Below are 24,430 nucleotides of genomic sequence, written 5' to 3'. Positions count from 1 at the left end.
CTCCTTACTTGATCACGCAGACGCCGTTGGCATCGCGCTGTTCGCAGTCCTTGTCGTCCTTGGGCGCGGTTGCCGCGTCGGAGAACAGGCCTTCGTTGTTGGTTCCGACCAGCGGATCGAACGGCACCGGATCGCCTTCTTCGGCGACGATCGGCTCGATCACCTGCCGCGGCAGGTTCATGACGAAGTTGCCGACGATGGTGGTGACGCAGCCTTCGCCGCTGCCGATGATGCAGCCGTTGACGCGCGAGGCGGGGGCAAGGAGCCGGTCGTTGACGCTGATCAGCGAATCCCCGCCCAGCGCTGCCGCCGGTCCGGTGAACCCGTTGATGCTGCCGAACAGCGCAAAGACGTTGCCACTCACCACTTCGCGGTCCTCGATCGTGCCGGCGACCAACGGGTTGAGCACCAGCGGAGCCCCGGCCGGCGCGCCCGTGCCGCCCAATTGCACCCCTTCAAAGGCATTGCCCCCGTCACGCGGCGCGGAATTCTGGAACAGCGCCGAGCCGCCATAGGTCACCGTCATCTTCCCGGCGATCAGGTAGGTCGGATTGGCCAGCCGTGCGGCGCTGAGGTTCTGCGGCGTGTAGAGCAGCGATTCGGCGTTGCCGATAAGCTCCTTCACCTGCTGGTCGAGTGAGAGTCCCTCGACCTTCTTGATCAACGCCTCCTGGCCGAAGACGATGTTCTCGCCCCGCAAATCGAGCGCCGCCGTACCCAGATTGATGGTCGCGGCGTCGATATTGGCGGTGATCCGCGATGCGACGCCCGAGCCGTCCGCCGCCCCGCCGAGCCGGAAGGTGCGCGCGGCGCCGGTGCCCGACAGGTCGCCGGTGATGGCGATGGTGCCGGTGGTCGCCAGCGTCACGGTGTTGCTGCCGGTCTGATCCCGGAACGAAACCCCGGCAACGCCGATCGCACCGGTGCCTGCATCGATCACCAGACTGCCGGTGCTGATCCGGTCAAGCTCGGCGTCGGTGAGCGACATCGTCCCCGCCGCGCTGCCGAGACCGATGCTGCCGTTGCCGCGCGACTTGAGCAGCACGTTGCCTGCGGTGACCGCGCCCAGAAGCTCGGCATTGGCAGCCTCGATATCGACCGCGCCTGCGCCCACCGCGATCGCGTTCGCTGTGACAAGGCCAGTCGCCTCGACCCGGAGGTTGGCCGCCTGGAGCGGGCCGCCGAAGGTGACGTTGCTGGCGATGCGCGTGCCGCCGACGACCACGTCATTCACAGCCGTAACCGCGCCGGTCGCCACGGCGCCGGTGGTATCGAGCGTGATGCCGCGGCCCGCATCGAGTGCGCCGAGCGTTAGCGCGCCGCCAGCGGTGCTGTCGATATCGATCGCCCGGTTGGTGGTGATCGCCCCGGTGGTGATGGCATTGGTCGCCAGCAGCACCACGTCGCCGCCGGTGGCCGACGTCGGGCCGTTGATCGTGATGGCGAGGCCGTTCACATCGACCGCACCATTGCGCGCCGTCATCGCGCCGGTGGTGATCGCGCCGCCTGCGTCCAGCTCGATCCCGAGATCGGCCAGCAGCGCTGCGAGGTTGAGGATCCCCGCATTCGCCCCCGTCCCGGTGCTCTGGATATCGATCGCACCGCCCAGATTGCCCGAACGGATCGCGGTGATCGCGCCGGTCGCCGTGATGTTGCGCAGCGCGGTCAGCACCACATCGCCGCCGGTTGCGGTAGCGGTGCCGGTGATCGCGATACTGTCACCATTGCCGGTGATCGATCCCCGGCGCGCGGTGATCGCACGGGTGGCAATCGCGCCGCCCGCGGTCAGATTGACCAGCCGCGCCGCATCGAGCGTGCCGAGCGTGAGCGCTCCGGCGCTCGTCCCGGTGCCGGTGCTGAGCACCTCGATCGCTCCGCCCGAACCACCAGCTTCCACCGCCGTGATATCGCCCGTGGTGATATTCCGGAGCGCGGTCAGCCGCACGTCGCCGCCGGTGGCCGAGGTTGCCCCGGTGATGGTGATCGCGTTGCCGTTGACGGTCACGCCGCCGCTGCGCGCGGTGATGGGGCCCGTGTTGACGGCGCCCGCCGCCATGAGATTGACGAGGACATCGGCACTGATCACGCCGTGGCTGACCGCACCGCCCATGCTACGGCTGTCCACCGTCCCGCCCACGCCTGCCACCCGCAGTGCGGTGAGCCCGATGGTATCGACATTGCCCGTGCCGCGCAGCACGACGTTGCCGCCATTGGCGGTGATCGAGCCGGTGGTGATGCTGTCTGCGATGATGCTGACGTCCCCGCCGGTCGCGGTAAGATTGGCGCGCCGTGCCGGATCGCGCTCGCCCGCCAGCACTTCGCCCGCGCTGCGCACCGAGATGCTGCGCGCCGAGACCGTGCCGCCGAAAGTGACGCTGTCAGCCGAGGGGCCCTCGCCCACGGTCAGCGCGCCGACTGCGGTGATAGCGCCCGTGACGATATCGCCATCCGCCGACAGGTCGATGGTCTGCCCTGCCGACAGTGCGCCAAGCCGCAGATCGCCGCCCATGCCGGTGCTGTCGACATCGATCAGGCCGGTTGCGGTGATGCCGAGCGTGTCGATATCGCCGACCGCCGACAGATCGACGTTGCCGCCGGTCGCCGCCAGCGCGCCGGTGGTGATCGCTCCGGCATCGATGATGATGCTGCCGCCGGTCGCGGTCATGTTGGTGCGCCGCACCAGCATTCCGTCGCCGTCGCGCTCGCCCGCCAGCACTTCGCCAGCGCTGCGCAGTTCGATCGCGACTGCGCTGACTGCGCCGCCGAAGGTGATGCTGTCCGCCGAGGAATTGAGCCCCGCCAGCAGCGCGCCGCCCGTCGCGGTGGCTGCCCCTGCGCGGATCGCCCCTTCGGCATCAAGCGTGATCCCCAGCCCGGCCGAAAGATTGCCGAGCGTAAGATCACCATCGGCCCCGGTGCTGTCGACGAGGATTGCCCCCGTCGCGCCGATCGCGGCGGTGGTGATATCGCCCTCCGCGATCAGGCTGACATCGCCGCCGGTCGCCGAAAGCGCCGCCGCCGCGATACTGGCGGCATTGACCGACACGTCGCCCGCGGTCGCGGTCAGGCCCGCGCCTTGGAAGGCGCCGGTGGTCAGCACGGTGATGCTCTGCGCCGCAGCATTGCCGCCAAAGGTCACGCTGTCGACCGACGAGCCGAGCCCGACGATCAGCGCCCCGCCGGTCGAAGTGACCGGGCCTGCGGTGGTGATCATGCCGCCCGCATCGAGCGTAATGTCCAGCCCCGCCGTCAGCGCGCCCAGCGTCAGATTGCCGTCAGCCGCGTTGCTTTCGACCGTGATCGCGCCCGAAGCCACAATCGCGCCCGTGCCAATGTCCTGAAAGGCGCTGAGGTCGACATCGCCGCCCATGGCGGTGATCGCCCCGGCCGAAATCGCCCCGGCCGAAATCGTCACGCTGCCCGCCGTCGCGGTCAGCGCCTGACCGGTGAACAGATCGCCGCCCAGCACGCTGATGCTCTGCGCCGTGGCATTGCCGCCGAAGGTCACGCTGGTCGGGGCCGAGGACAGACCCACCTCCAGCGCCCCGCCGCGCGCGGTGATCGCACCGGTGGTGATCGCGTCGATCGCGTCGAGCGTGATCGCACCGTCGGCATCGAGGTTGCCGAGCGTCAGCCCGCCGCCGCTGCTCTCGACGTCGATCGAGCCGCCCATGCCCATCAACGCGAGCGCGGTGATGTTGCCGGTGGCGATCGCGCCCGGCGCAATCAGATAGACATCGCCGCCGGTCGCCGCAATCGCGCCAGCGGTAATGCTGGCCGCGTCGACCGAAACGCCGCCCGCGGTCGCGGTCAGGCCCGCACCGTTGAAGGCCCCGGTGGTCAGCACGCTGATGCTCTGCGCGCTGGCATCGCCGCCGAAGGTCACGCTGTCCGCCGAGGAGCCGAGACCCACCGCCAGCGGCCCGCCGCTCGCAGTGATGCGGCCGGTGGCGATCGCGCCGTCGGCATCGAGCGTGATGCCCAGTCCGGCCGCGAGATTGCCGAGCGTCAGGTTGCTGCCCGCGCCTGAAGTTATGGCGGTGATCGCCCCGGTCGCGGTGATCGCGCCGGTGCCGATATTGCCGGCCGCCGCCAGATCGACATCGCCGCCGGTGGCCGAGAGCGCCAGTGCGCTTATCGTGGCGGCATCGATGCTGATCCCGCCGGCATTGGCGGTGACGGAGCGCCCGTCGAAGGCACCCGTGGTAAGCACCGAAACACTGTCGCCCGCGATATTGCCGGTGAAGGTGACCGAGGAGGGCACCAGCATCCCGCCGACCGTCAGCGCACCGCCGCGCGCCAGCGCCGATCCGGCGGTGAGGCTGCCGGTGGTGTCGAGCGCGATGGCGCCGTCCGCCGCCAGATTGCCGAGCGACAAGGCTCCGCCGCCGCTGCTGGCGATGGTGATCGCCGCCCCATTCGCGGTGACATTGCCGGTGGTGATCGCGCCGCTGGCGTTCAGCAGCACGGCATCGCCGGTCGCGCGGATATCGCCCGCGGTGATGGTGGTGGCGTCGACCGTGACCCCGCCCGCCGTCGCGGTCAGCCCGCTGCTCTGGAAAGCGCCGAGCGTGTCGACCGCAATGCTCTGCGCGACGACATTGCCGCTGAAGATGGCGCTGGCCGGGTCCGACCCGCCGCCGACTGTCAGCGCGCCGCCCGCATTGACGCTGCCTGCGCTGATCGCGCCGCTCGTGTCGAGCGCGATTCCCGCGCCGCCGGTCAGGTTGCCAAGCGTGAGATTGCCGCTGACGCTTTCGATATCGATCGCGCCGCCTGTACCGGCGACCGTGGTGGCGGTGACATTGCCGGTCGTGATCGCGCCATCGGCGGCCAGCAGCACATCGCCGCCGGTCGCGCGCACCGCGCCTGCCGTGATCGTGAGCGCATCGACATCGACATTGCCTGCGGTCGCCGTCAATGCGCCGCCGGCAAAGGCGCCGGTGGTGTCGATGGTGATGCTCTGCGCCGAGGCATTGCCGGTGAAGGTCACGCTGGTCGGCACCGCCCCTGCGCCCACGGTCAGCGCACCGCCGGTTGTGGTGACGCTCCCGGCCTGAATGCTGCGGGTGGTATCGAGCGTGATGTCCGCCCCGCCCGAAAGATTGCCCAGCGTCAGCGCGCCGTTGACGCTGTCGATGTCTATCGCACCGCCCACGCCCGCCACAGTCGTGGCCGTGACATTCCCGGCGGTGACCGCGCGAACCGAATCCAGCACCACATCGCCGCCGGTCGCGCGGATATTGCCGGCTGCGATCAGATCGGCGTCGATATCGACCCCGCCCGCGGTCGCGGTTACACCCTGTCCCCGGAACGCGCCGAGCGCATCGACTGTCACGCTGGTGGCGGAAATATTGCCGTTGAAGGTGACGTTGTTCGGTGTCGCGACGCCGCCGACCAGCAGCGCGCCGTTCCGCGCAATCGCGCTGCCCGCGATGATGTTGCCGGTGGTTGCCAGCGTCATGTCCCCGCCCGAGGCGAGGTTGCCGAGGTTGAGCGCGCCGCCGCTGAGGCTGCGCACCGACAGGGTACCGCCCGCCAGATCCTGCGCATCGGCGGTTATCGAGGCGGTGGTGATCGCCCCGTTCGCAAGCAGATCCACACTGCCGCGATTGGCGCGCACTGCGCCTGCGGCGATGCTCAGCGCGTCGACCGACAAGTCGCCCGAGCGTGCGGTCAGGCCCAGCGCGTTGAACGCACCGATGGTGTCGATCCGGATCGCGGCCGCGATGACATCGCCATTGAAGCGCACCGCTTCGGGCGCGCTCGCCATGCCGACATCGAGGTCTCCCCCTGCCCGGATCGCGCCGGTGGTGATCCGCCCGAAGGCATCGAGCGCAATGTCGGTATCGGCATCGAGCACGCCGAGGATCAGCCTTCCGCCGGTGCTCTCGACATCGATCCCGCCGCCGGTGCCGCGGAACGGGCTCGCGGTCAGGTTGCCGGTGGTGATATTGCCCGGCGCAAGCAGCGTGATGTCGCCGCCGGTCGCGGTGAGGTTGCCCGCCGTGAGGGTCGAGGAGGCGCTCGCCAGGTCGATCCCGCCCTCGGTGGCGTTGAGATCGCTGACGAACAGCGTCCCGCCCGCAGCCCCATCGATGGCGGTGCCCGTCAGCGTGGCCGTGGCGCGCAGGTCGCCGTCGGTGACCATGCTGACCGTATCGCTGCTGACCCAGGCGCCGTTGATGAACACATCGACCGCCGCGTCCGGACTGTCGGCGAAGAGGCGGATGCCGTTCGAGGTGGCGGTCGCGCCGGTCGCGGTGACCAGCGCATTCACCCGCAGCACCGCGTCCACCACGCCGGTGTCGGTGACCATGTGGAAATCGACGCTATCGCCCCGCACCGTGCCCGAAATGCTCTGCCCGCGCGCGATGGTGGTGCCGCTGTTGACCGTGTAGGTCAGCGGGCTGCCCGGTGTGAAGGCGACATCGACATCCGCAGCCGTGACGAAGCTGACCGTGCCGCTGCCCGCATCGATATCCGCATTGAGGGTGAGCTGTTCGGACACGAACATCACCGAACCGTCGGTGATGAAATTGTAGCCCGGACCGCCGGTGCGGATATTGTTGCCGAGCGATCCGCCGAAGTTCAGCGTGCCCGAGCCGTTCCCGGCCAGATCGGTGCCATTGTAGAAATCGAACAGGTCGGCATCGCTGACATCCAGCGTCGAGGCGAAGAAAGAGGCGCTGGTGACGGTGCCGTCACCGCCGAACAGGATGCCGTTCTGGTTGATCAGCCACAGGTTGACGTCAGGCGCGTCGATGCTGCCGAGGATCGACGAGGCCGGGCCGCCCGCGATCACGCGGTTGATCAGCGTCGCCGTGGGGTTGGCGGTGCCGTTGGCGATCACCACCGAATTGTTGAGCGGAACGTTGAACCGGTTCCAGTTGGCCACCACCACCGGCGCGAGCACGCGCATGTCGGTGCGCGTGGCGCTGGTGTCGGTCACGGTCAGCTGGCCGGGATTGCCGCCGTCATCGATCGCATCGATGAGATCGCCGGCTCTCACCAGCTGCGCATGGGCCACCCCCGGCATCGCGACCATCGCGGCCAGAGCGGTGGAGAGCATCATGCTCGAGCGGAAGGTGCGGTTCGCGTTTGCCATCTCGAATTCTCCTGTCGCCTGAGCGGCTTAACGGAACAGTGCGGGGAAGCGGGTCGTCAGGGTGAAGAGCAGGCGCTCGGGCGGTTTTTCCGCGTCGATCGCCAGCGCCCGGTCGAGCGGCTTGGCATAGGCAACCTCGGCATTGATGCCGTTGCCCATGAACACGCGTACCCCGCCCCCGACCGATGCCAGCGTGCGTTCGGGCGAAGGGGTGAAGGGATCGAGATTGCGCAGCTTGATGATGTCGTAGAAGGCGAAGGCCTTCACGCGGGTGCGGGACTCGTCGTCGTCGAACACGGTCACACCGGCCTCGCCCGAAAAGCCGATCGCGCGGTCGCCGCTGTTTGCGCCCGGATCATAGCCCCGCCCGATGCTGAGGTTGCCGATCGAATATTCGTCGAAATTGAGCAGCGGATCGTCGGTCCACTGGCCTTCCACCCGCGCGCGCAGATCGAAGGTCTCGTTGATGAAGGCGGTCGCGTCGAACCCGCCGCGCACCACCAGCGCCTCGGCATCGCCAAACGGGCGCGAGGCGGAGATACCGTCGGTCTGGGCAAAGCCGAAGGGCGGGCCGAACTGGGTCGCCCCCATCACATCGATCCCCTTGCGCACCTCGGCGAAGGCCGCATAGGTCAGCCAGGTCGACCGGTCGAGCCGGTTCATCCGCCCCTGCGTCTCGGCCCGGACATAGAGCGTGCGCAGCGAATCCTGACTGAGATCGATCACCCCGACCGAGGTGTCCTGATCGATGTAGTCGAACCCCAGCGACAGGTCCGACGACTTCATCGGAGTGCGCACCAGCGGATAGGTCAGCGCGACATTGGCGAGCAGGGTCTTGGTTTCCAGATCGAGGTTCTGGACATCGGGCCGCGACCAGGCATGGGTTACCTGCCCCCCGAGCCTGAGGCCGCTCGACCCCAGACCGAATTCATGCCCGGCCTGCACGATATATTGCTCGTCGAAATCGAAAGTGGTCTGCCCGCCGATGAAGGTGCGGTCCGACAGGCCGGTGATCCCGTGGAAATCGACCCGCGCAAAGGCGGTTTCGCGTCCGATCGAGCGGGCGTTGTAATTGCGCAGGTTGAAGACGGCGGCATAGCGTTCGAAATCGACCGAAAGGTTGCCGACCACGATCCCGGCACCCTCTCCCGACGGCGCCAAGGCCAGCCTGACGCTGAGACCGGGAATGTCGAAAGCCTTGAGCAGAATACGCTCGGCCTCACGCTCGTTGAGCGGATCGAGCGCCTCGAGCGGGCCGAGCACCTTGGCCAGCGCATTGCGATAGGGCCCCGGATCGCCGCTGACCCGCACTTCCGAGAGGCGGGCGGAGATCACGTCGAGCCGCAGCGTGCCCTCAAGGTCTTGCTGCGGCACCTGCACGCTGGCGATCCAGCCATCGGCGCGCAGGGCCTGATTGGCGGCATCGCGAATGTCGCAGATCACCCGGATCGGCTGTTCGCCCTGCGGCACGCTGACCCCGGCGAGCGAGCGGGCGAGCTTTTCCGAAAGCACCCCGCCACGCGCATCGGCGAAAGTTACGCCAGTGAGCGTCACCTTGAGCGGGTTGGAGTCGAACGGGCATTCAGCCTTCAGCCCGGCATCGCGCTGGACCTGGACGCCCTGGCGTTCATCCTGCTTTTCGGTATCGGGGAGGCGCAGATCGTTGGCCGACTGACCGTTGGACTGGGCTGCCAGAGGCGCGGCGGTGGCGATAGCCACAAGCGACGCGAACGCACCAACACGGGCTGCACCTAGAATCATTCAGCTTCCCCCCCGGAACTGCTTATGGACGGCGTAATGGGTCGTTAACCCGGATGTGCCGTGGTCGGTGTGATATTTGCTACAGTCAGGCGAGTCAATGACGCCACTGGCTCCAGAAAGGTCCAAAATCGCGCTTTTCTGCGGCCTTCGGGGTTTATCTCGCAGCGCGGCGCATGGTTAACGCCGATGGATCGCAAAGCTTCGGGAGGGGCCGCGCGGCGCGTCGTCCGAGTCGATCTCGCATGTGCAATCCGGCGTGACCAGCACGCGGTAGAGCCGGGTGAAGACCGCCGCATACCAGCCAAACAGGCTGTCGGGCGGCGGCATCGGATCATCCGCGCGAGCGCGATCGATGGTGAAGCGCCACGCGCCTGCCGCAGCAAAGGTGCCCGCACCGACGAAAGTCCAGGCGTGCTTGCGGATCGCCGCCATCAGCAGCGGCGCGGCGAGCATCGCAGGCAGGCGGCGCAGCGACCACACCACAGCGCGGGGGATGCGGTTGGCGATGATGTAGTCGGCGGTGCGTGCGCCGGCTTCCTCGGCAATGACCAAGGCCCCCATCGGATCGTGCAGCGCCAGCCAGCGGTGGAGGCGATGCGCCTCGATCTCGGGGATCATGTGCTCGCCGCTGGGGAGCCGCGCGATCTGCGCATCGGCGAGGATGGCGGCGGTTTCGGCATGGCCCAGCCGCTCTTCCATCACCGCCACGGCTTGCAATACCGCGTTGGGCCCTATCAGCGCACCGGGTTTGCGGCGCGCATGAAGCCGCGCCTCAATCGACATTGATCCGATCCCGTTTGCGCGCTTCACCCCGCTGCTTCATCTGCGCGCGCACCGCCGCGCGGCGTTCCTTCGCCATGGCGGCCTTGTCGGCGTTGGTTTCCCAATCGGTCGCGGCATCGGCGGAGGCGAGGCGGCTTTCATCGAAGTGCCAGTCGAGCTGCTTCTTCGTCTGCGGCCCCCAATAGCCCGCCTTGCCGAGATCGTAGAAGGTGCGCTTGAACCCGGCGCGCAGGAAGGCCCACAGGCACCCCAGCAGATAGCGCCGCCGGAACCCCGTGCCCCGCCACGGATAGTGGAACAGCGCCTTCCTCATATAGAACCGCCGATAGTTCTTCATCACCCCGTCGAGCAGCTCACCGCGCTCCATCGCGGCGGGCTTCATGATCGGGGTGACGAAGTTGTACTTGCTGAAATCGTGGACCTCGACCTTGTCCTTCAGCGTCTCGAACAGCGGGGTGTAGGGCCAGGGGGTGTACATCGCCCAATTGGCGAGATCGGGCTGCCAGTCCCACGCCATCTGGAAGGTGTCCTCCAGCGTCTCGGGCGTCTCGTTGTCCAGCCCGACGATGAACTGCGCTTCGACGAAGATGTCGGCCTCGCGCAGCTGGCGGATCGCCTCCTTGTTCTCCTCGACCATGGTTTCCTTGTTGAATTGATCGAGCTTCATCTGTGCGGCGGCTTCCGTGCCGAGGCTGACATGCACAAGCCCGGCCTTGCGGTAGAAAGGCAGCAAATCCTTGTCGCGGTAGATGTCGGTGACGCGGGTGTTGATCCCCCACTTCACCTTGTCGGGCAGGCCCCGGTCGATCAGCTCCTGACAGAACCTCACGAAGGTCTTGCGATTGATGCTCGGCTCCTCGTCGGCGAGGATGAAGAAGCCGACGCCGTGCTTTTCGTGCAGCTCCTCGATCTCGTCGACGACATCCTTGGGATCGCGCACGCGGTAGTCGCGCCAGAACTTCCACTGCGAGCAGAACGAACAGGTGAAGGGGCATCCCCGCGCGAGGTTGGGGATAGCGACGCGGGTGCCGAGCGGGATGTAGGTGTACTGGTCCCAGTCGAGCACATCCCAATCGGGCTTGATCGTGGACATGTCCTTGATCGTGGGCGCCGCTTCGGTGGCGACTATGGAGTCGCCCTCGCGGAAGGCGAGGCCCTTGATCCGGCGCGCGTCCTGCGGCCAGCGGCCTTGCGCAATCGCGGTGCAGAGTTCGACTGCGATCGTCTCCCCCTCGCCGCGCACGATGACGTCGATATGCGGCGCTTCGGCGAGCACTTGGCTGTACATGAAGGTCGCATGGATGCCGCCCAGTACCCGCACCGCGTTCGGTACGTGCAGCGCGGCGATCTCCAGCACGCGCTCGGCGGCGTAGATCGAGGGGGTGATGGCGGTGGTGCCGACGAAATCGGGCTGCAGTTCCTCCATCCGCCGGGCGAGTTCCTCGTCCGAAACGCCTTCGGTCATCGCGTCGATGAAGGTGATGTCGTCAAAGCCCGCGCGCCGCAGCGGCCCGGAGAGATAGGCGACCCACGCAGGCGGCCAGGTGCCCGCAATCTCGGCCCCGCCAGAGCGGTAATTGGGATGAACGAACAGAATGCGCATGGGCCGAATCCCCTCTCTTGAGTTGGCTCAAGGTGGGGGAGAGGACGCGATCAGGCTTTGCGCTGGATCAAAACACTTAGCCCCTTCCCTTTAGGGAGGACGCAAGGGGCGCAGCGGACGTCGAGCCTTTCCGCCTTCCCGGGCTTGACCCGGGACCCCGCTTTCTCGGTAATCGGGCGCCGAACAAGGCAGCGGGGCCCCGGATCAAGTCCGGGGAGGCGTCGAGGAGTTATTCGCCCTTCGCCGCGTGTTCCGCCCGCGCCAATTCATGCAGCCAGTCAGCGTGGCGCGGTGCTTTCTTGGTCTGCGACCATTCCTCCAGCATCACCGGGGCGACGCGGGCGAGTTCGGCGTATTGATCGGGGGTGCCGATATCGGCGGCCAGCTCCACGCGGTGGCCGTTGGGGTCGAAGAAATAGATCGACTTGAAGATCCCGTGATGCGTCGGGCCGAGCACATCAATGCCCTGCCCTTCGATATGCGCCTTGGCGGCCAGCAGCGCTTCCTCGGAAGGCACCTTCAGCGCCAGATGCTGCACCCATTGCGGGGTGTTGGGGTCCTTGCCCATCTCGGGTTGGTTCGGCAGCTCGAAGAACGCCAGAATGTTGCCGTTCCCCGCATCGAGGAAGATGTGCATGTAGGGATCATACTCGCCGGTCGAGGGTACGTGATCCTCGGCAAAGGCGGTGGTGTAGGTCATGCCGAGCACGCGGGCGTACCATTCCACCGTCTCCTTGGCGTCCTTGCAGCGGTAGGCGGCGTGGTGAATTCCGGCGAGGTTGACGGGGTGGCTCATTCCGCAGGCTCCTCAACCGTGAGCACACCGCGCTGGATCTGGTCGCGCTCCATGCTCTCGAACAGGGCCTTGAAATTGCCCTCGCCGAAGCCCTCGTCGCCCTTGCGCTGGATGAATTCGAAGAACACCGGCCCGACCTGCGCCTGCGCGAAGATTTGCAGGAGGAGGCGGGGGCTGCCGCCCTCGGTCGTTCCGTCGAGCAGGATGCCGCGCATCTTGAGCGCGTCCACATCCTCGCCGTGGCCGGGCAGGCGCCCTTCGAGCATCTCGTAATAGGTCGCAGGCGGCGCGGTCATGAAAGGCACGCCGAGCTTTTGCAGACGATCCCAGCAGGCCGGGAGATCGTCGCAAATAAGGGCGATATGCTGGATGCCCTCGCCATTGAAGGCGCGCAGGAACTCCTCGATCTGGCCTTTCCCGCCTTCGCCCTCTTCGTTGAGCGGGATGCGGATCTTCCCGTCGGGCGCGGTCAGCGCCTTGGAGGTGAGGCCGGTATATTCGCCCTTGATGTCGAAGAAACGGATCTCGCGGAAGTTGAACAGGGTCTCGTAGTAATCCGCCCAATACTTCATCCGCCCGCCATAGACGTTGTGGGTGAGGTGATCGATGGTGTGGAAGCCCGCGCCTTCTGGGTGCTTCTCGACACCGGGCAGATATTCGAAATCGATGTCGTAGATGGTGAGGCCGTTGCCGCTGCCAGCGCCCTCGTAGCGGTCGACCAGATAGAGGATCGCGCCGCCGATGCCGCGAATGGCTGGGATGCGCAATTCCATCACCCCGGTCTGCACGGCAACGGGCTCTGCACCTTTGGCGATCAGATGATCATAAGCCGCGGCAGCGTCACGCACGCGAAAGGCCATGCCGCAGGCCGAAGGCCCGTGCTCGCGCGCGAAGTACCAAGCGGCGCTCTTGGGCTCGTAATTGGCGATGAGGTTGATGCCGCCCTGCCGCCACAGGTGCACGTCCTTCGAGCGGTGCTGCGCCACGCGGGTGAAGCCCATCGCTTCGAACACCGGCTCCAGCACGCCCTTTTCCGGCGCGCAGAATTCGACGAACTCAAACCCGTCGAGCCCGGTGGGATTGTCGAACAGGTCTGTGCCCGAGGCGTTGGTGGTCGGTGCATTCATGGCGGCGATCCCCTGCGGCTGCAAGATAGTTTCAATTGAAACCATCTACCCGAAAGTGACGATTCGCGCAAGCATTGCCAGCCGCGCGGGAAGCGGGCAGTTTTGCGCGATCAGAGGAGAGAGGCGATGATCAGAACCAAGGGCATCAACCACATCGCGCTGGTCTGCCGCGACATGGCCGAGACGACGCGGTTCTACAGCGAGGTGCTGCACATGCCGCTGTTCAAGACGGTGGAGCTGCCTGACGGCGGCCAGCATTTCTTCTTCGACTGCGGCGGGGGCAATGCAGTGGCGTTCTTCTGGTGGGCCGACGCGCCGCCCGCCGCGCCGGGGATTGCCTCGGTGAAGAAGTTTCCCTTCGACGCCAAGACAGCCGTGGGCTCGATGAACCACCTCGCCTTCGACATGGAGGAGGCCGAGCTGGAAGCGGCGCTGGAGCGGCTGGAGTCGGCGGGCGTGCCGCACACGCATATGGTGTTCAACCATGACGACAGTCCCTCGGGCTATGCGCGCGAGACGCACGAAGGGGTGTTCGTGCGCTCCGTCTATTTCACCGATCCGAACGGTATCATGCTGGAATTCGCCGCGACCACCCGCAGCTTCGGGCCGGAGGATGTGCGCCACGCCCCGGCGACGCTGGCGGAGGACGCCTGATGCCGCGCCTGAGGGAAGTCCCCCGCGCCGAAGCGGACGCGAAGGTCGCCCAGCCGCTCTATGCCCAGCTGTTCGGGGAGCGCGATCCCGTCGCCGAGCCCGGCACCGCCACCGGCACGCGGGGCGATTGGTGGACGGTGTTTGCGAACTCCCCAGACACGCTGCGCCACGCCGCGCAAGGGTTTGCCTATTACCGATCGCCGGATCGCAAGCTCGATCCGGTGCTGCGGGAATTGGGCCAGACCTGGTCGGGATGGGCAACCGGCTCGCAGTTCGTCTTCTCGCAGCACTGCAAATCCTTGCGCGGGCTTGGGGTAAGCGAGGCGAAGATCGCGGCGCTGCCGGTGTGGCAGACCGCTGATGTGTTCGACGCGAAGGAGCGCCTTGTCCTCGCCTATGCCGACCGGCTGGTGTGCCACGGCGGGCGCGTGCCGGACGCGCTGTTCGCCGAGGTGAAAGCGGCGTTCAGCGACGAAGAAATCCTCGAGCTCACCTACATCACCTGCCTCTACCACATGCACGCGATCATGAGCCGGGCGCTGCGCACCGAATTCGATGACCGCGACGATCCGGTGGTGGAGGTCGCGGCGCCCGAGGGCTTCGACGCGCTGGATTTTCTGGGAGGGCGACGGAAGGAATGAACTCCGTTCGTGCTGAGCTTGTCGAAGCACCGTCCTTCTTCTTGAGGCTCGCTCGCAAAGGAAGAACGGCCCTTCGACAGGCTCAGGGCGAACGGGGTCAGGAAATGACCCGCCCCACCGTTCGCCCGCGTTCGTCCTGCGTCAGGGCGAGGCGTTTACCGAAGGGCTCGCCGCTTTCGAAGGCATCGGCGGTGGCGGCGTCCGACAGGTCGGCATTGCCCACCACCCGCTCGCCCGCTTCGGAGCGACCGATGAAGATCGCCTCGGCGCCCTTGGTGCTGCGGTTGATGGTGTAGGTCTCCACAACCGCGCTCTCCACCGGCTCCTTCGCCAGCGGCACCTTGTCGGTGGCCTTGGGGAGCACGGCGAAGCGGTCATTGGCTGACCAGTCGGCAGGCTCAGTCGAATAGATACCGGTCGCATACTTGCTCATCCAGCCGCCATTCGCGCCCACCAGCGCGTAAGCGCCGCGGTCGGCCCGCACACGCTGCACCGCCTCGGCGATGGCGTGGGCCGAGTAGTTGTTCCCGGCCCCGCCGAAGAACGGCAGGCCCCCCGTCAGTGTCAGCCCGCGCGGGTCGTCCACCGACAGCCCGAAATGGTCGCACTGGTTGAAGACGAGGATCGCGAAGCACGAATAGAAGTCGATGTAGCGCATCGCCTCGATCCCCTTCCCCGCGCGCGCCAGTGCCGCATCGACACTCGCTAGGCTGGCCGGGTTGCCTGCCAGATCGGGCCGCTGCGAGAGCTTCAGCTCGGTCGCGGCGGTGACGGCGTGGATGTGCACCCACTTATCCTCCGGCACGCCGAGTTCGCGTGCCAGACCCGCCGAAGCGACAATCACCGCCGCCGCCTGATTCACCTGATCGCGCGCCACGGTCATGCGGGGATAGGGCTCGGCGACGATGCGGTTGCGGTCGGTGACGGTGGCGAGTTCCTCCGCCGTGCGCTCGACTGGAGCCGCCGAGTGCGGGTTCGCCGCCGCCACCTTGGTAAAGGGCGCGAACAGCTTGCCGATTTCGAGGCGGTATTCCTCCAGCCCCATCCCCAGCCTATGCCGCCGGGCATTCTCGGCGAGCGCATAGAGCGGGATCGCCCCGCTCGCGCCGTGCATGAACAGAGCGGGCTCCATCAGTTCCTCGACGCCGAAGCCCTGATCTTCGAAGTCGCCGCCAATCTCTTCCGACCAGTCGGGGGTCTCACCCTTGGCGGTGAGCGCCAGCACAGTCGAGATCGCTTCCGAGCCGACGATCACCGCACATCGGCTGTCACCCGCCGCGATGGCCGAGGCAAACTCGCCCACCAGTTGCTGGTTCGTCTGCCCGCCCGTGGTCGTCAGGATCGCCCGCGCCGGGTTCGCCCCAACCCGCTTGGCAATCGCCCTCGGCACATTGTTCGCCGCGCCGAACGGCGGCTTGCGATCGGGCCGCGACATCTCGAAGGCGCGGATCGCGGCGAGGGTGTCGATGGCCTGCGCCACGTCACCGCTCGCCCCGCTATCCGCAATCGCCCCCGCCAGCGCCCGTCCGGCGAGGTCCATATAGGAGAGGGCTTCGTAGCCCGGCTCGCCCACCCTCTCCGAATATTGCCCCACGCCGATGATGACGGGGGTGTTGTCAGGAACCTCAGTCGACAAAGTCTTCGACCCGCTCGACGATGATCGCCGGGGCCATGCCGCCCGCAGCGCACATCGTGACGAGGCCATAACGCCCACCGCGACGTTCGAGTTCGTCGACCACGGTGCCGATCAGGATCGAGCCCGTTGCGCCGATCGGGTGGCCCAAGGCGATCGAGCCGCCGTTGACGTTTACCTTGTCCCAGTCGAGCCCGAGATCGCGCACGAACTTGGCGGCGACGACCGCGAAGGCCTCGTTGATTTCATAGAGGTCGATATCGTCGGTGGTCAGCCCCGCCTTCGCCAGCACCTTCTTCGCCGCCGGCACCGGCGCATTCAGCATCAGCGTCGGATCATCGCCCATGTTGGCGGTGGCCAAGATCCGCGCGCGCGGCTTGAGGCCATGCTTCTGCGCATAGTCCTTCGAAGCGATCAGCACCGCCGCCGCGCCGTCCACGACGCCCGAGGAATTGCCGGCATGGTGAAAGTGCTTGATCTCCAGATCGGGATACTTCTGGTTGATCAGCTTGCGGAAGGTCGTGCCCTGCTCGTCGAGCGGAACGTCGGCGATCTTCGGGAAGGCGGGTTCGAGCTTGGCGAGGTCCTCGCGGGTGGTCTGCGGGCGCGGATATTCCTCGCGGTCGAGCAGCACCGTGCCATCGTCAGCGACAACCGGCACCACCGACTTGGCGAACCGGTTCTCGCTGATCGCCTCGGCGGCGCGCTGCTGCGACCGGTAGCCGACTTCGTCGAGGTCTTCGCGGGTGAAGCCCTCCATCGAGGCAATCGCATCGCCGCAAATGCCCTGGTGCGACTGCGGGTGCACCTGCTGGAGCCGCTGGTTGTAGCTGCCCATCATCGGCGGCTTGATCCCGGCGCGCATCTTCTCCTGGCTCATCGCGGCGGTGAGGCTCATCATCTCGGTGCCGCCCGCGACGACGCAATCCTCCATCCCGCTCATCACCTGCGCGGCGGCGAGCGCGACGCTGGTGATGCCGCCGCCGCAGAAACGGTCGAGCGTGGTGCCGGACGAGGTAATGTCATAGCCCGCATCGAGCGCCGCCATGCGGCCCATGTCGCCCGCCTGCATCCCGTCCTGCGTGCTGACCGACCAGATCACGTCATCGACGGTCTTGGTGTCGAGATTGTTGCGGTCCTTGATCGCCTTCAGCACCGTCGCGGCGAGGTGCTGCGGGTGCTGCGCGGCCAGCGCGCCCTTGCCCTGCTTGCCGATCCCGCGCGGGGTGCGCACTGCGTCGATGATATAGGCTTCGGCCATGATGATCCTCTCCCGATGTAGCGAAAATGCGGTTGACGGTCACGTAAACCGGCTGCACCACTCGCACAAGAATTGCGTTTCGAAACGCAATGGCAATTTCGATAGGGAGAGAGACCTGTGAGCGAGACCGCTGCGCCCGAAGTGCTGACTGAAGTCGAGGACGGCGTCCTCATCGTCACCATCAACCGCCCCGAAGCCAAGAACGCGATGACCAAGGCCGCGGCCGAGGGCATCGCCGCGGCGATGGAGCGGCTCGACGCTGAAGACGACCTGCGCGTCGGCATTCTGACAGGGGCGGGCGGCACGTTCTGTTCGGGCATGGATCTGAAGGGCTTCCTGCGCGGCGACAGCCCCTCAGTCGAAGGCAAGGGGTTCGGCGGCGTAGTGCAGGCCTCGCCCGCCAAGCCGCTGATTGCCGCTGTCGAAGGCTATGCGCTGGCAGGCGGTCTCGAGCTGATGATCGCCTGTGATCTGGTGGTCGCCCATGCGGGCGCCAAATTCGGCATTCCCGAAGTGAAGCGCGGCCTCGTCGCGGCGGCGGGCGGTGTGATGATGCTGCCCGACCAGATCCCCGAGCGGATCGCGATGGAACTGGCGCTGACCGGCGATTTCATCGGGGCGGAGCGCGCCTACCAGCTCGGCCTGATCAACGAAATCACCGAAGGATCGGCGCTCGATGCGGCCAAGGCGCTTGCCGCGCGAATCGCGGCCAACGGCCCGCTGGCGGTCAAGGTGTCCAAGCAAGTCATGAAGCAGTCGCGCGGCTGGGCGATGGACGAACGCTACGCCAAGCAGGGCGCGCTGATCGGCCCGGTCTTCGTCAGCCACGACGCGCGCGAAGGTGCGGCGGCTTTCGCCGAAAAGCGCAAGCCCAACTGGACGGGCAAGTAGGTCTGGTGCCAGCCCGGACGCGGCGCGGCGCCAGCCCGTTGTCGCGTCATCGGCCACCCGTTGCCGCCCCGTTCCCCCAAAAGCCGGTGTTTCACGTGAAACACACCGCGCTACGCTGATCATCAGGAGAGAGAAAATGCCCGTCATCGACGTGCCACAGCCGGCCTTCATGGAAGAAGAAGAAATCGCCATCTTCGCCGACGCGGTCGGCAAGTTCTACATGCAGCACGCCCCCGAAAAGCGCGTCCACAAGTGGCGCGAGGACGGGCAGGTGGAGCGCGAATTCTGGCGCGAGGCGGGCGCAGCAGGGCTGCTCGGCGTCAGCGTGCCCACCGAATATGGCGGCCACGGCGGCGACTTCCGGCATGACATGGTGGTGATCGACCAGCAGGGCAAACATGGCGTCGAGGGCTTCGGCGCTTCCTTGCACAACACCATCATCCTGCCCTACCTCGTCCGTCACGGCACCGAGGAGCAGAAGCAGAAATATCTCCCCCGCCTGGTCAGCGGTGATCTCGTCAGCGCGATCGCGATGAGCGAGCCCGATGCGGGGAGCGACCTGCAATCGATCAAGACCACCGCGCTGAAGGACGGCAACGGCTACCGCCTCAACGGGTCGAAGACCTGGATTTCGAACGGGCAGCTGGCGGACTTCATCATCGTCGTCGCCAAGACCGATCCGGCGGAAGGCGCCAAGGGCATCTCGCTGCTGCTGCTCGAGACCGATGGCGCGGAAGGCTTCCAGCGCGGCAAGAAGCTCGACAAGATCGGGCTCGATGCGCAGGACACCTCGGAACTGTTCTTCGACAATGTGTTCATTCCGGCGGACAATCTGCTCGGTGGGGTTGAAGGGCGCGGGTTCTATCAGCTGATGGGCGAGCTGCCGCAGGAACGTCTGGTGATCGCGATGAACGCCATCAGCGGCATCGAGAAAGCGCTCGATGTGACGGTCGAATACGTCAAGAACCGCAAGGCCTTCGGCAAGACGATCTGGGACTTCCAGAACACCCAGTTCGTGCTGGCCGACCTCAAGGCGCGGGGCACCGCGGCGCGGGTGTTCGTCAACGACTGCATCGCCAAACTGCTTGAAGGCAAGCTCGACGTGGCGACCGCGAGCATGGCGAAATACTGGGTGACCGAGCTGCAAAGCGAAGTGGTCGACAAGTGCCTGCAATTCCACGGCGGCGCGGGCTACATCAACGATTACGCCATCGCCCGGATGTACCGCGACACCCGCATCGCGCGGATCTACGGCGGGTCGAACGAGATCATGAAGATGCTAATCGCGAGGAGTATGTGAGTTTGCCGGCGTGCCCGCATCCGCTGGCACGTCCTCGCTAGACGGCCTTCGCTGCGCTACGGCCCCGCTGCGGGCGGCCGGTCGGCCTTGCGGTCGCTCGCGCGACCGGAACAGCGCGATTATCGGGAACTGAAAGGCGGCCCCGCAACGGGCCGCCTTTTGCTTAGCCGCATACGCTTTTTCGCAAAAGAGCGCTGCGACGACGCCGCAGGCGTCGCAAGCGCGACCGCGCGCCCGCAGGTGCTCCGTAGCGAAGCGGAGGGAAACCGGCCTCAAGTAGCGAAGCGGTAGGCCGACCAGGACGCACCGAGGACGAACCCGCGGATGCGGGCACGCAAACAAAAAAGAAAGAAGCGGCCCGCCGCTAGGCAGGCCGCTTCTCCTCTCCCGCTCCTTTTCGGAGCTAACTTGTCGCGATCAGAACTTCGCGCGCAGCGTCACGCCGTACTGGCGCGGCGGCAGGACGAAGGCCGAACGCGAGTTGGCCGCACCCGAGCCGCGCAGCGTGGTGTTGAAGGTCACCCCGCGCACCACTTCGTCGGTCAGGTTGTTGACCCAGCCTTCGATCGCATAGGCCCCGTTGGCAAAGCGCAGACCGGCGCGCAGGTTCACGAAGGCCTTGCCGTCCTGAATGTCGGCGATGATCGGCGGCGCCGCGTCAATCGCCTGCTGCAGCCCGCCATTCGCCGCGATTTCGGCCGCACCCGGCAGGATGATCGCCTGGGTCGAGGTGCGCTGGTCACCCTCCAGACGAACCTGCCCGGCCAGGAAGAACTCGGTCGAGTCGTTGAGCGGTTTCTCCCACATGGCCCCCGCCAGCGCGACGATCTGCGGCGCGTTGGTGAGATCGTTGCCGCACAGCGCCAGCACCTGCAACGAGGTCTGCGTTCCCGCGCAATCATCCGGGTAGCTCGCTTCGAGGAAGGTCGCGGCGAGGTTGAAGGTCAGCTCGTCGCTGGGCCGGATCACGCTTTCGATTTCCACGCCCCGCGTCTCGGCGACCGGCACGTTGAAGGTGGCGAACGCCGTTCCGGTGAATTCGAGCACCTGGAAGTTGGTGAACTCTTCATAGAAGGCCGCGATGTTGACCGTGACCTTGCCGTCCGGAGTCTGGCCCTTCACGCCGATTTCGTAGGCATCGACCTCTTCCGACAGGAAGGTGGGGTCAGCCCCCAGCACCGCCGCGGTGGTATCGAGGTTGATCCCGCCCGCCTTGTAGCCGTGGGTGAAGCTGGCATAGCTGTTGACGAAGGGGCTGAATGCGTAGCCGAGCTTGATGGTGTAGATCAGCTCTTCGTCGTTGAAGTCCGACTGGAAGGTGCGGACCAGCGGCAGCGGAGCGACCGGCGGGGTGGCGGTGGGGTTGCCGAAGGCCGCCGGAAGATCGGCCGGCGCAGTGAAGCCGAAGCAGCCAAGCCCGATGAAGGTCGGACGCAGCGGCGCCGGAACCGAACCCAGCGCGCCGAGCACCGAGGGGCAGATCCGGTTGTTGCTCGCCGTCTGGGTGAACCCGCCCGACTTGTCTTCCCACGAATAACGCGCACCGACTGTCAGTTCGAGCCCGTCGGTGATCTCCAGCGAGTTGTGCGTGAAGACGGCGTAGCTCTTGGCATCCTGCTGGAAGCGGTTGGTGTTGCTGGTGCCCGCCGGATCGACCCCGGTGAACAGAGTCAGCGGGTTAGGCCCGAGCGCACCGCCCGTCGGCACGAACAGCAGCGCGCCGACATTCTCGCCGTAATCCGCCCCGAGCGAGAAGCTGACCGACTGGTCGATCTGCTCGTCGGAGTAGAAGCCGCCGATCATGTAGTTGAGCGCGCCGCCCATACTTTCGCCCTGAAGCCGCAGTTCCGCGGTCCAGTTGTCGATTTCGAGGTTGAGCGCGGGCACGTTGAAGATGTCGAGCCCGGTGAAATCGGAATCGTAGTTCTCGAAGCTCTCGTACTTGCGGTAGGAGCCGATGAAGATGAGGTCGGCATTGTCGGAGATCGGGAACTCGAGCTCGCCGGTCACGCCGTAGTTGTCGATATCGGCGCGCGGAGCGAAGTTGGCCGAGACGATGCGATTGTCCATCGCCCGTTCGAAGGTGGCCTGATCGTCACGCGCGGTGGCGACCACGGGCTGACCGTTCCCGCCATTCGCGCCGAGCCCGACCGCGGCATAGGCCCCGCCGGTCACCAGCGGCGACTGGTAGAGCTCGATCGCGCCGCAGCAGCTCGACTTGCTCTTGGAATAATCGGCGATGATGCGGCCGCGCAGGCCGCTTTCGGTGTCCCAGCCAAGCTGGCCGCGCACCAGCCACTGATCGACGTCGTTGGTCTCGCCAACCTTGGTCCCGGTGCGGTCGACCACGTCGAGGAACCCGTCGCGGTTGCGATAGGCCCCGGTGACACGCAGCGCGAGCGTGTCCTGCACGATCGGCACGTTGACCGCACCTTGCAGGCTGACCTCGTTAAAGTTGCCGTATTCGGCATTCACGAAGCCGCCGAACTCGGTCACGTCGGGCCGGACATTGGTGATGTTGAGCGCGCCGGCCGAGGTGTTGCGGCCAAACAGCGTGCCCTGCGGGCCGCGCAGCACTTCAACGCGCTCCACATCGACGAATTCAGAGAGCGCGACGCCCGGGCGGGCCTGATAGGCGCCATCGATAAAGATGCCGACCGCGCTTTCGAAGCCGATATTGTTCGAGGTGGTCCCGATGCCGCGTACGCGCAGCACCACCGAGCCCGAGGCAAGCTGCGCCTGGCTGGCAGTGAAGGACGGAGCGAGTGCGGCGATCTGCTGGATGTTGACCACACGCTGCGCTTCAAGCTGCTGCGGGGCAATCGCGGTCACCGCGAGCGGAATGTCCTGCACGTCCTGCGCGCGGCGGGTGGCGGTCACGATGATGACGTTGTCGGCGTTGCGGGTGGCCTCCGCCTCGTCATCCTGATCCTGAGCAAAGGCGGGGGTGGTCAATGCGCTGCAGGCCAACAGGCCGCATGCGTAATATGCGAAGTTGCGCGTCATGGCTGTCCTCTCTCCACAAACCAGTCGGTCTTTATGCCGGTCTTGGTTGCGTGTCGGAGCCTATCAGCGTGGCGCGTCCTAACAAGAGTCACAGGCAACTTATGGCCGAACAGTAGCAAAAATGCCACATTGCCCGTGGCAGAGAAGCATGAATCCAACGCATTCCTATGCATTCGTAACAAAATTGCGTTGCCGCCGGTCAGCGCCACTCTCCGGGCCTCGCCCGAAAGTCAGTTGCAGATTGCCATTCAAGACTCGCTTTTGCGCAAGGCCTGTGGTTACATCGCCGTCAATCAGGGAGAGAGAGGCCCCGTCATGCTAGCCACACCGCCAGACTTCGACGTGCTGATCGTCGGTGCCGGGATTTCCGGGATCGGCATGGCCGCGCACATGGGAATGAAGGCCCCGCACCATTCCTATTGCATCGTCGAGCGGCGCGACAATCTCGGGGGGACGTGGGATCTGTTCCGCTATCCCGGCATCCGTTCGGACAGCGACATGCACACGCTGGGCTTCGATTTCGAACCTTGGACCCACGAAAAGAGCATCGCCGATGCCCCCGCGATCCTCGAATATCTCGACCGGATCGTGGACGAGCGCGGTATCCGCCAGCACATCCGCTTCGGCCACAAGGTGGTGAGCGCCGACTTCCACCACGATGACGCGCGCTGGCACGTCGAGCTGGAAAAGGCCGATGGCAGCCGCACGCGGATGACTGCGAATTTCCTGTATCTCGGCGCGGGCTATTACGATTACGACGAGCCCTATGATCCCGGCTTCGATTTCGGCGAATTCGAGGGCCAAGTGATCCACCCGCAGTTCTGGCCCGACGATCTTGACTACAAGGGCAAGAACGTCGTGGTGATCGGATCGGGCGCGACCGCCGTCACTATCGTCCCTTCGATGGCGCGCGAGGCGGGGCACGTGACGATGCTCCAGCGCACCCCGACCTGGATGTTCGCACGCCCGGCCAAGGACGCGGTGGCGAATTTCCTACGCAAGGTGCTGCCCGAAAGGCTCGCCTACCGGCTGACCCGGTTCAAGAACATCAAGATGCAGGACCTCGCCTTCAAGACCGCGCGCGACAAGCCGCAGAAAGTGAAAGACACGCTCCATAAGAAGATCAAGGCCGCGCTTGGCCCCGATTACGACAAGGACGCCTTCACTCCGCCCTACAACCCGTGGGAACAGCGCCTGTGTCTGGTGCCTGACGAGGACCTGTTTTCGGCGATGAAGTCGGGCAAGGCGAGCGTCGTCACCGGCCAGATCGCCAAGTTCGAACAGGGCGGCGTGCGCCTGACCGACGGCACCTTCCTGCCCGCCGATATCGTTGTAACCGCCACGGGCCTCAAGCTCGCGGTCGCGGGGAAGATCGACGTTCGCGTCGACGGCGCGCCGGTGAGTTTCAACGAGCGGTTCTATTACAAGGGCTGCATGTTCTCGAACCTGCCCAACCTTGCCGTGGTGTTCGGCTATCTCAACGCCAGCTGGACGCTGCGGGCGGACATCAATTCGGACTATGTCTGCCGCGTGCTCGAACATATGCGCAAAACCGGCGCGCAGATTGCCACGCCGGTGCTGACCCCCGAGGGCGAGGCGGCCATCACCGAGGACGACGTGTTCGACTTCTCGAGCGGCTACATCCAGCGCGGCAAGCACATCATGCCGCGCAATTCGATCAGCTATCCGTGGCGGCTCAATCAGGAATATGTGGTCGATCGCAAGCGCATGAAGGACGACCCGCTGACCGACGGCATCCTCACCTTCACCCGCGCCGGTGCCAATGCGCGGGGGCTGGACGAGCAGCTGGAAGCGGCGGAGTAGGGCCCGCTCCGTCACCCCTGCGAAGGCAGGGGTCCATCTACC

General features: G+C 66.1%; 14 protein-coding genes. 5 read left to right on the top strand and 9 right to left on the bottom strand.

Translation table 11 applies throughout. The annotated features are described in order from the left end of the window. Positions 1-4: 4 nt before the first annotated feature. The 6 genes from BZF59_RS11975 to hppD form a co-directional block, all read right to left on the bottom strand. On the bottom strand, positions 5-7,108 hold the full coding sequence (locus tag BZF59_RS11975) for a two-partner secretion domain-containing protein (RefSeq protein WP_086608507.1): 7,104 nt from the start codon (positions 7,106-7,108) through the stop codon (positions 5-7). Positions 7,109-7,135: 27 nt separating this feature from the next. Continuing rightward, entirely contained in the window at positions 7,136-8,827 is a 1,692-nt protein-coding gene (locus tag BZF59_RS11970) for a ShlB/FhaC/HecB family hemolysin secretion/activation protein (protein WP_086608506.1), read from the bottom strand. Positions 8,828-9,046: 219 nt separating this feature from the next. Next, on the bottom strand, positions 9,047-9,652 hold the full coding sequence (gene bchJ / locus BZF59_RS11965; protein WP_086608505.1) for a bacteriochlorophyll 4-vinyl reductase: 606 nt from the start codon (positions 9,650-9,652) through the stop codon (positions 9,047-9,049). Further along, the gene (gene bchE / locus BZF59_RS11960) at positions 9,642-11,255 is read right to left on the bottom strand and encodes a magnesium-protoporphyrin IX monomethyl ester anaerobic oxidative cyclase (RefSeq protein WP_086608504.1); all 1,614 of its coding nucleotides are present in this window, start codon (positions 11,253-11,255) and stop codon (positions 9,642-9,644) included. The genes bchJ and bchE overlap by 11 nt, the downstream gene beginning before the upstream one ends. Positions 11,256-11,484: 229 nt before the next feature. Beyond that, on the bottom strand, positions 11,485-12,051 hold the full coding sequence (locus BZF59_RS11955) for a VOC family protein (protein WP_086608503.1): 567 nt from the start codon (positions 12,049-12,051) through the stop codon (positions 11,485-11,487). After that, positions 12,048-13,178 (bottom strand): 4-hydroxyphenylpyruvate dioxygenase, encoded by a 1,131-nt coding sequence (gene hppD, locus BZF59_RS11950; RefSeq protein ID WP_086609182.1) that lies wholly within the window; start codon positions 13,176-13,178, stop codon positions 12,048-12,050. Before hppD ends, BZF59_RS11955 begins: the two co-directional genes overlap by 4 nt. Before the next feature lie 126 nt (positions 13,179-13,304). On the opposite strand from hppD, the gene BZF59_RS11945 reads away from it, so the two are divergent. Both BZF59_RS11945 and BZF59_RS11940 read left to right on the top strand, forming a co-directional pair. Beyond that, positions 13,305-13,832, top strand: a complete 528-nt coding sequence (locus BZF59_RS11945; protein ID WP_086608502.1) for a VOC family protein — start codon at positions 13,305-13,307, stop codon at positions 13,830-13,832. After that, complete coding sequence (locus BZF59_RS11940) at positions 13,832-14,473, top strand: carboxymuconolactone decarboxylase family protein (protein WP_086608501.1); 642 nt, start codon at positions 13,832-13,834, stop codon at positions 14,471-14,473. The genes BZF59_RS11945 and BZF59_RS11940 overlap by 1 nt, the downstream gene beginning before the upstream one ends. Positions 14,474-14,570: 97 nt before the next feature. Here the strand turns inward: BZF59_RS11940 and BZF59_RS11935 are convergent, their stop codons facing one another. Further along, positions 14,571-16,109, bottom strand: a complete 1,539-nt coding sequence (locus BZF59_RS11935; RefSeq protein WP_086608500.1) for an acetyl-CoA acetyltransferase — start codon at positions 16,107-16,109, stop codon at positions 14,571-14,573. Continuing rightward, a complete protein-coding gene (locus BZF59_RS11930) occupies positions 16,099-17,367 on the bottom strand; it encodes an acetyl-CoA C-acetyltransferase (protein WP_086608499.1) in 1,269 nt (422 codons plus the stop codon). The genes BZF59_RS11935 and BZF59_RS11930 overlap by 11 nt, the downstream gene beginning before the upstream one ends. Positions 17,368-17,484: 117 nt before the next feature. Between BZF59_RS11930 and BZF59_RS11925 the strand changes: the two genes are divergently transcribed. Further along, on the top strand, positions 17,485-18,258 hold the full coding sequence (locus BZF59_RS11925) for a crotonase/enoyl-CoA hydratase family protein (protein ID WP_086608498.1): 774 nt from the start codon (positions 17,485-17,487) through the stop codon (positions 18,256-18,258). Between the two features lie 136 nt (positions 18,259-18,394). Next, a complete protein-coding gene (locus BZF59_RS11920) occupies positions 18,395-19,558 on the top strand; it encodes an acyl-CoA dehydrogenase family protein (RefSeq protein ID WP_086608497.1) in 1,164 nt (387 codons plus the stop codon). A gap of 417 nt (positions 19,559-19,975) precedes the next feature. On the opposite strand, the gene BZF59_RS11915 is transcribed toward BZF59_RS11920, so the two are convergent. Next, entirely contained in the window at positions 19,976-22,513 is a 2,538-nt protein-coding gene (locus BZF59_RS11915; protein ID WP_245806138.1) for a TonB-dependent receptor, read from the bottom strand. Between the two features lie 366 nt (positions 22,514-22,879). Here BZF59_RS11915 and BZF59_RS11910 point away from each other — a divergent pair, with 366 nt between their 5' ends. Then, positions 22,880-24,388, top strand: a complete 1,509-nt coding sequence (locus tag BZF59_RS11910; RefSeq protein ID WP_086608496.1) for a flavin-containing monooxygenase — start codon at positions 22,880-22,882, stop codon at positions 24,386-24,388. Positions 24,389-24,430 lie beyond the last annotated feature (42 nt).

The organism is Erythrobacter donghaensis, from assembly GCF_002155425.1.
GTDB lineage: Bacteria > Pseudomonadota > Alphaproteobacteria > Sphingomonadales > Sphingomonadaceae > Erythrobacter > Erythrobacter donghaensis.
Note: the sequence above shows the minus strand (reverse complement) of the source record. Positions and strands in the feature narration are given on the sequence as shown.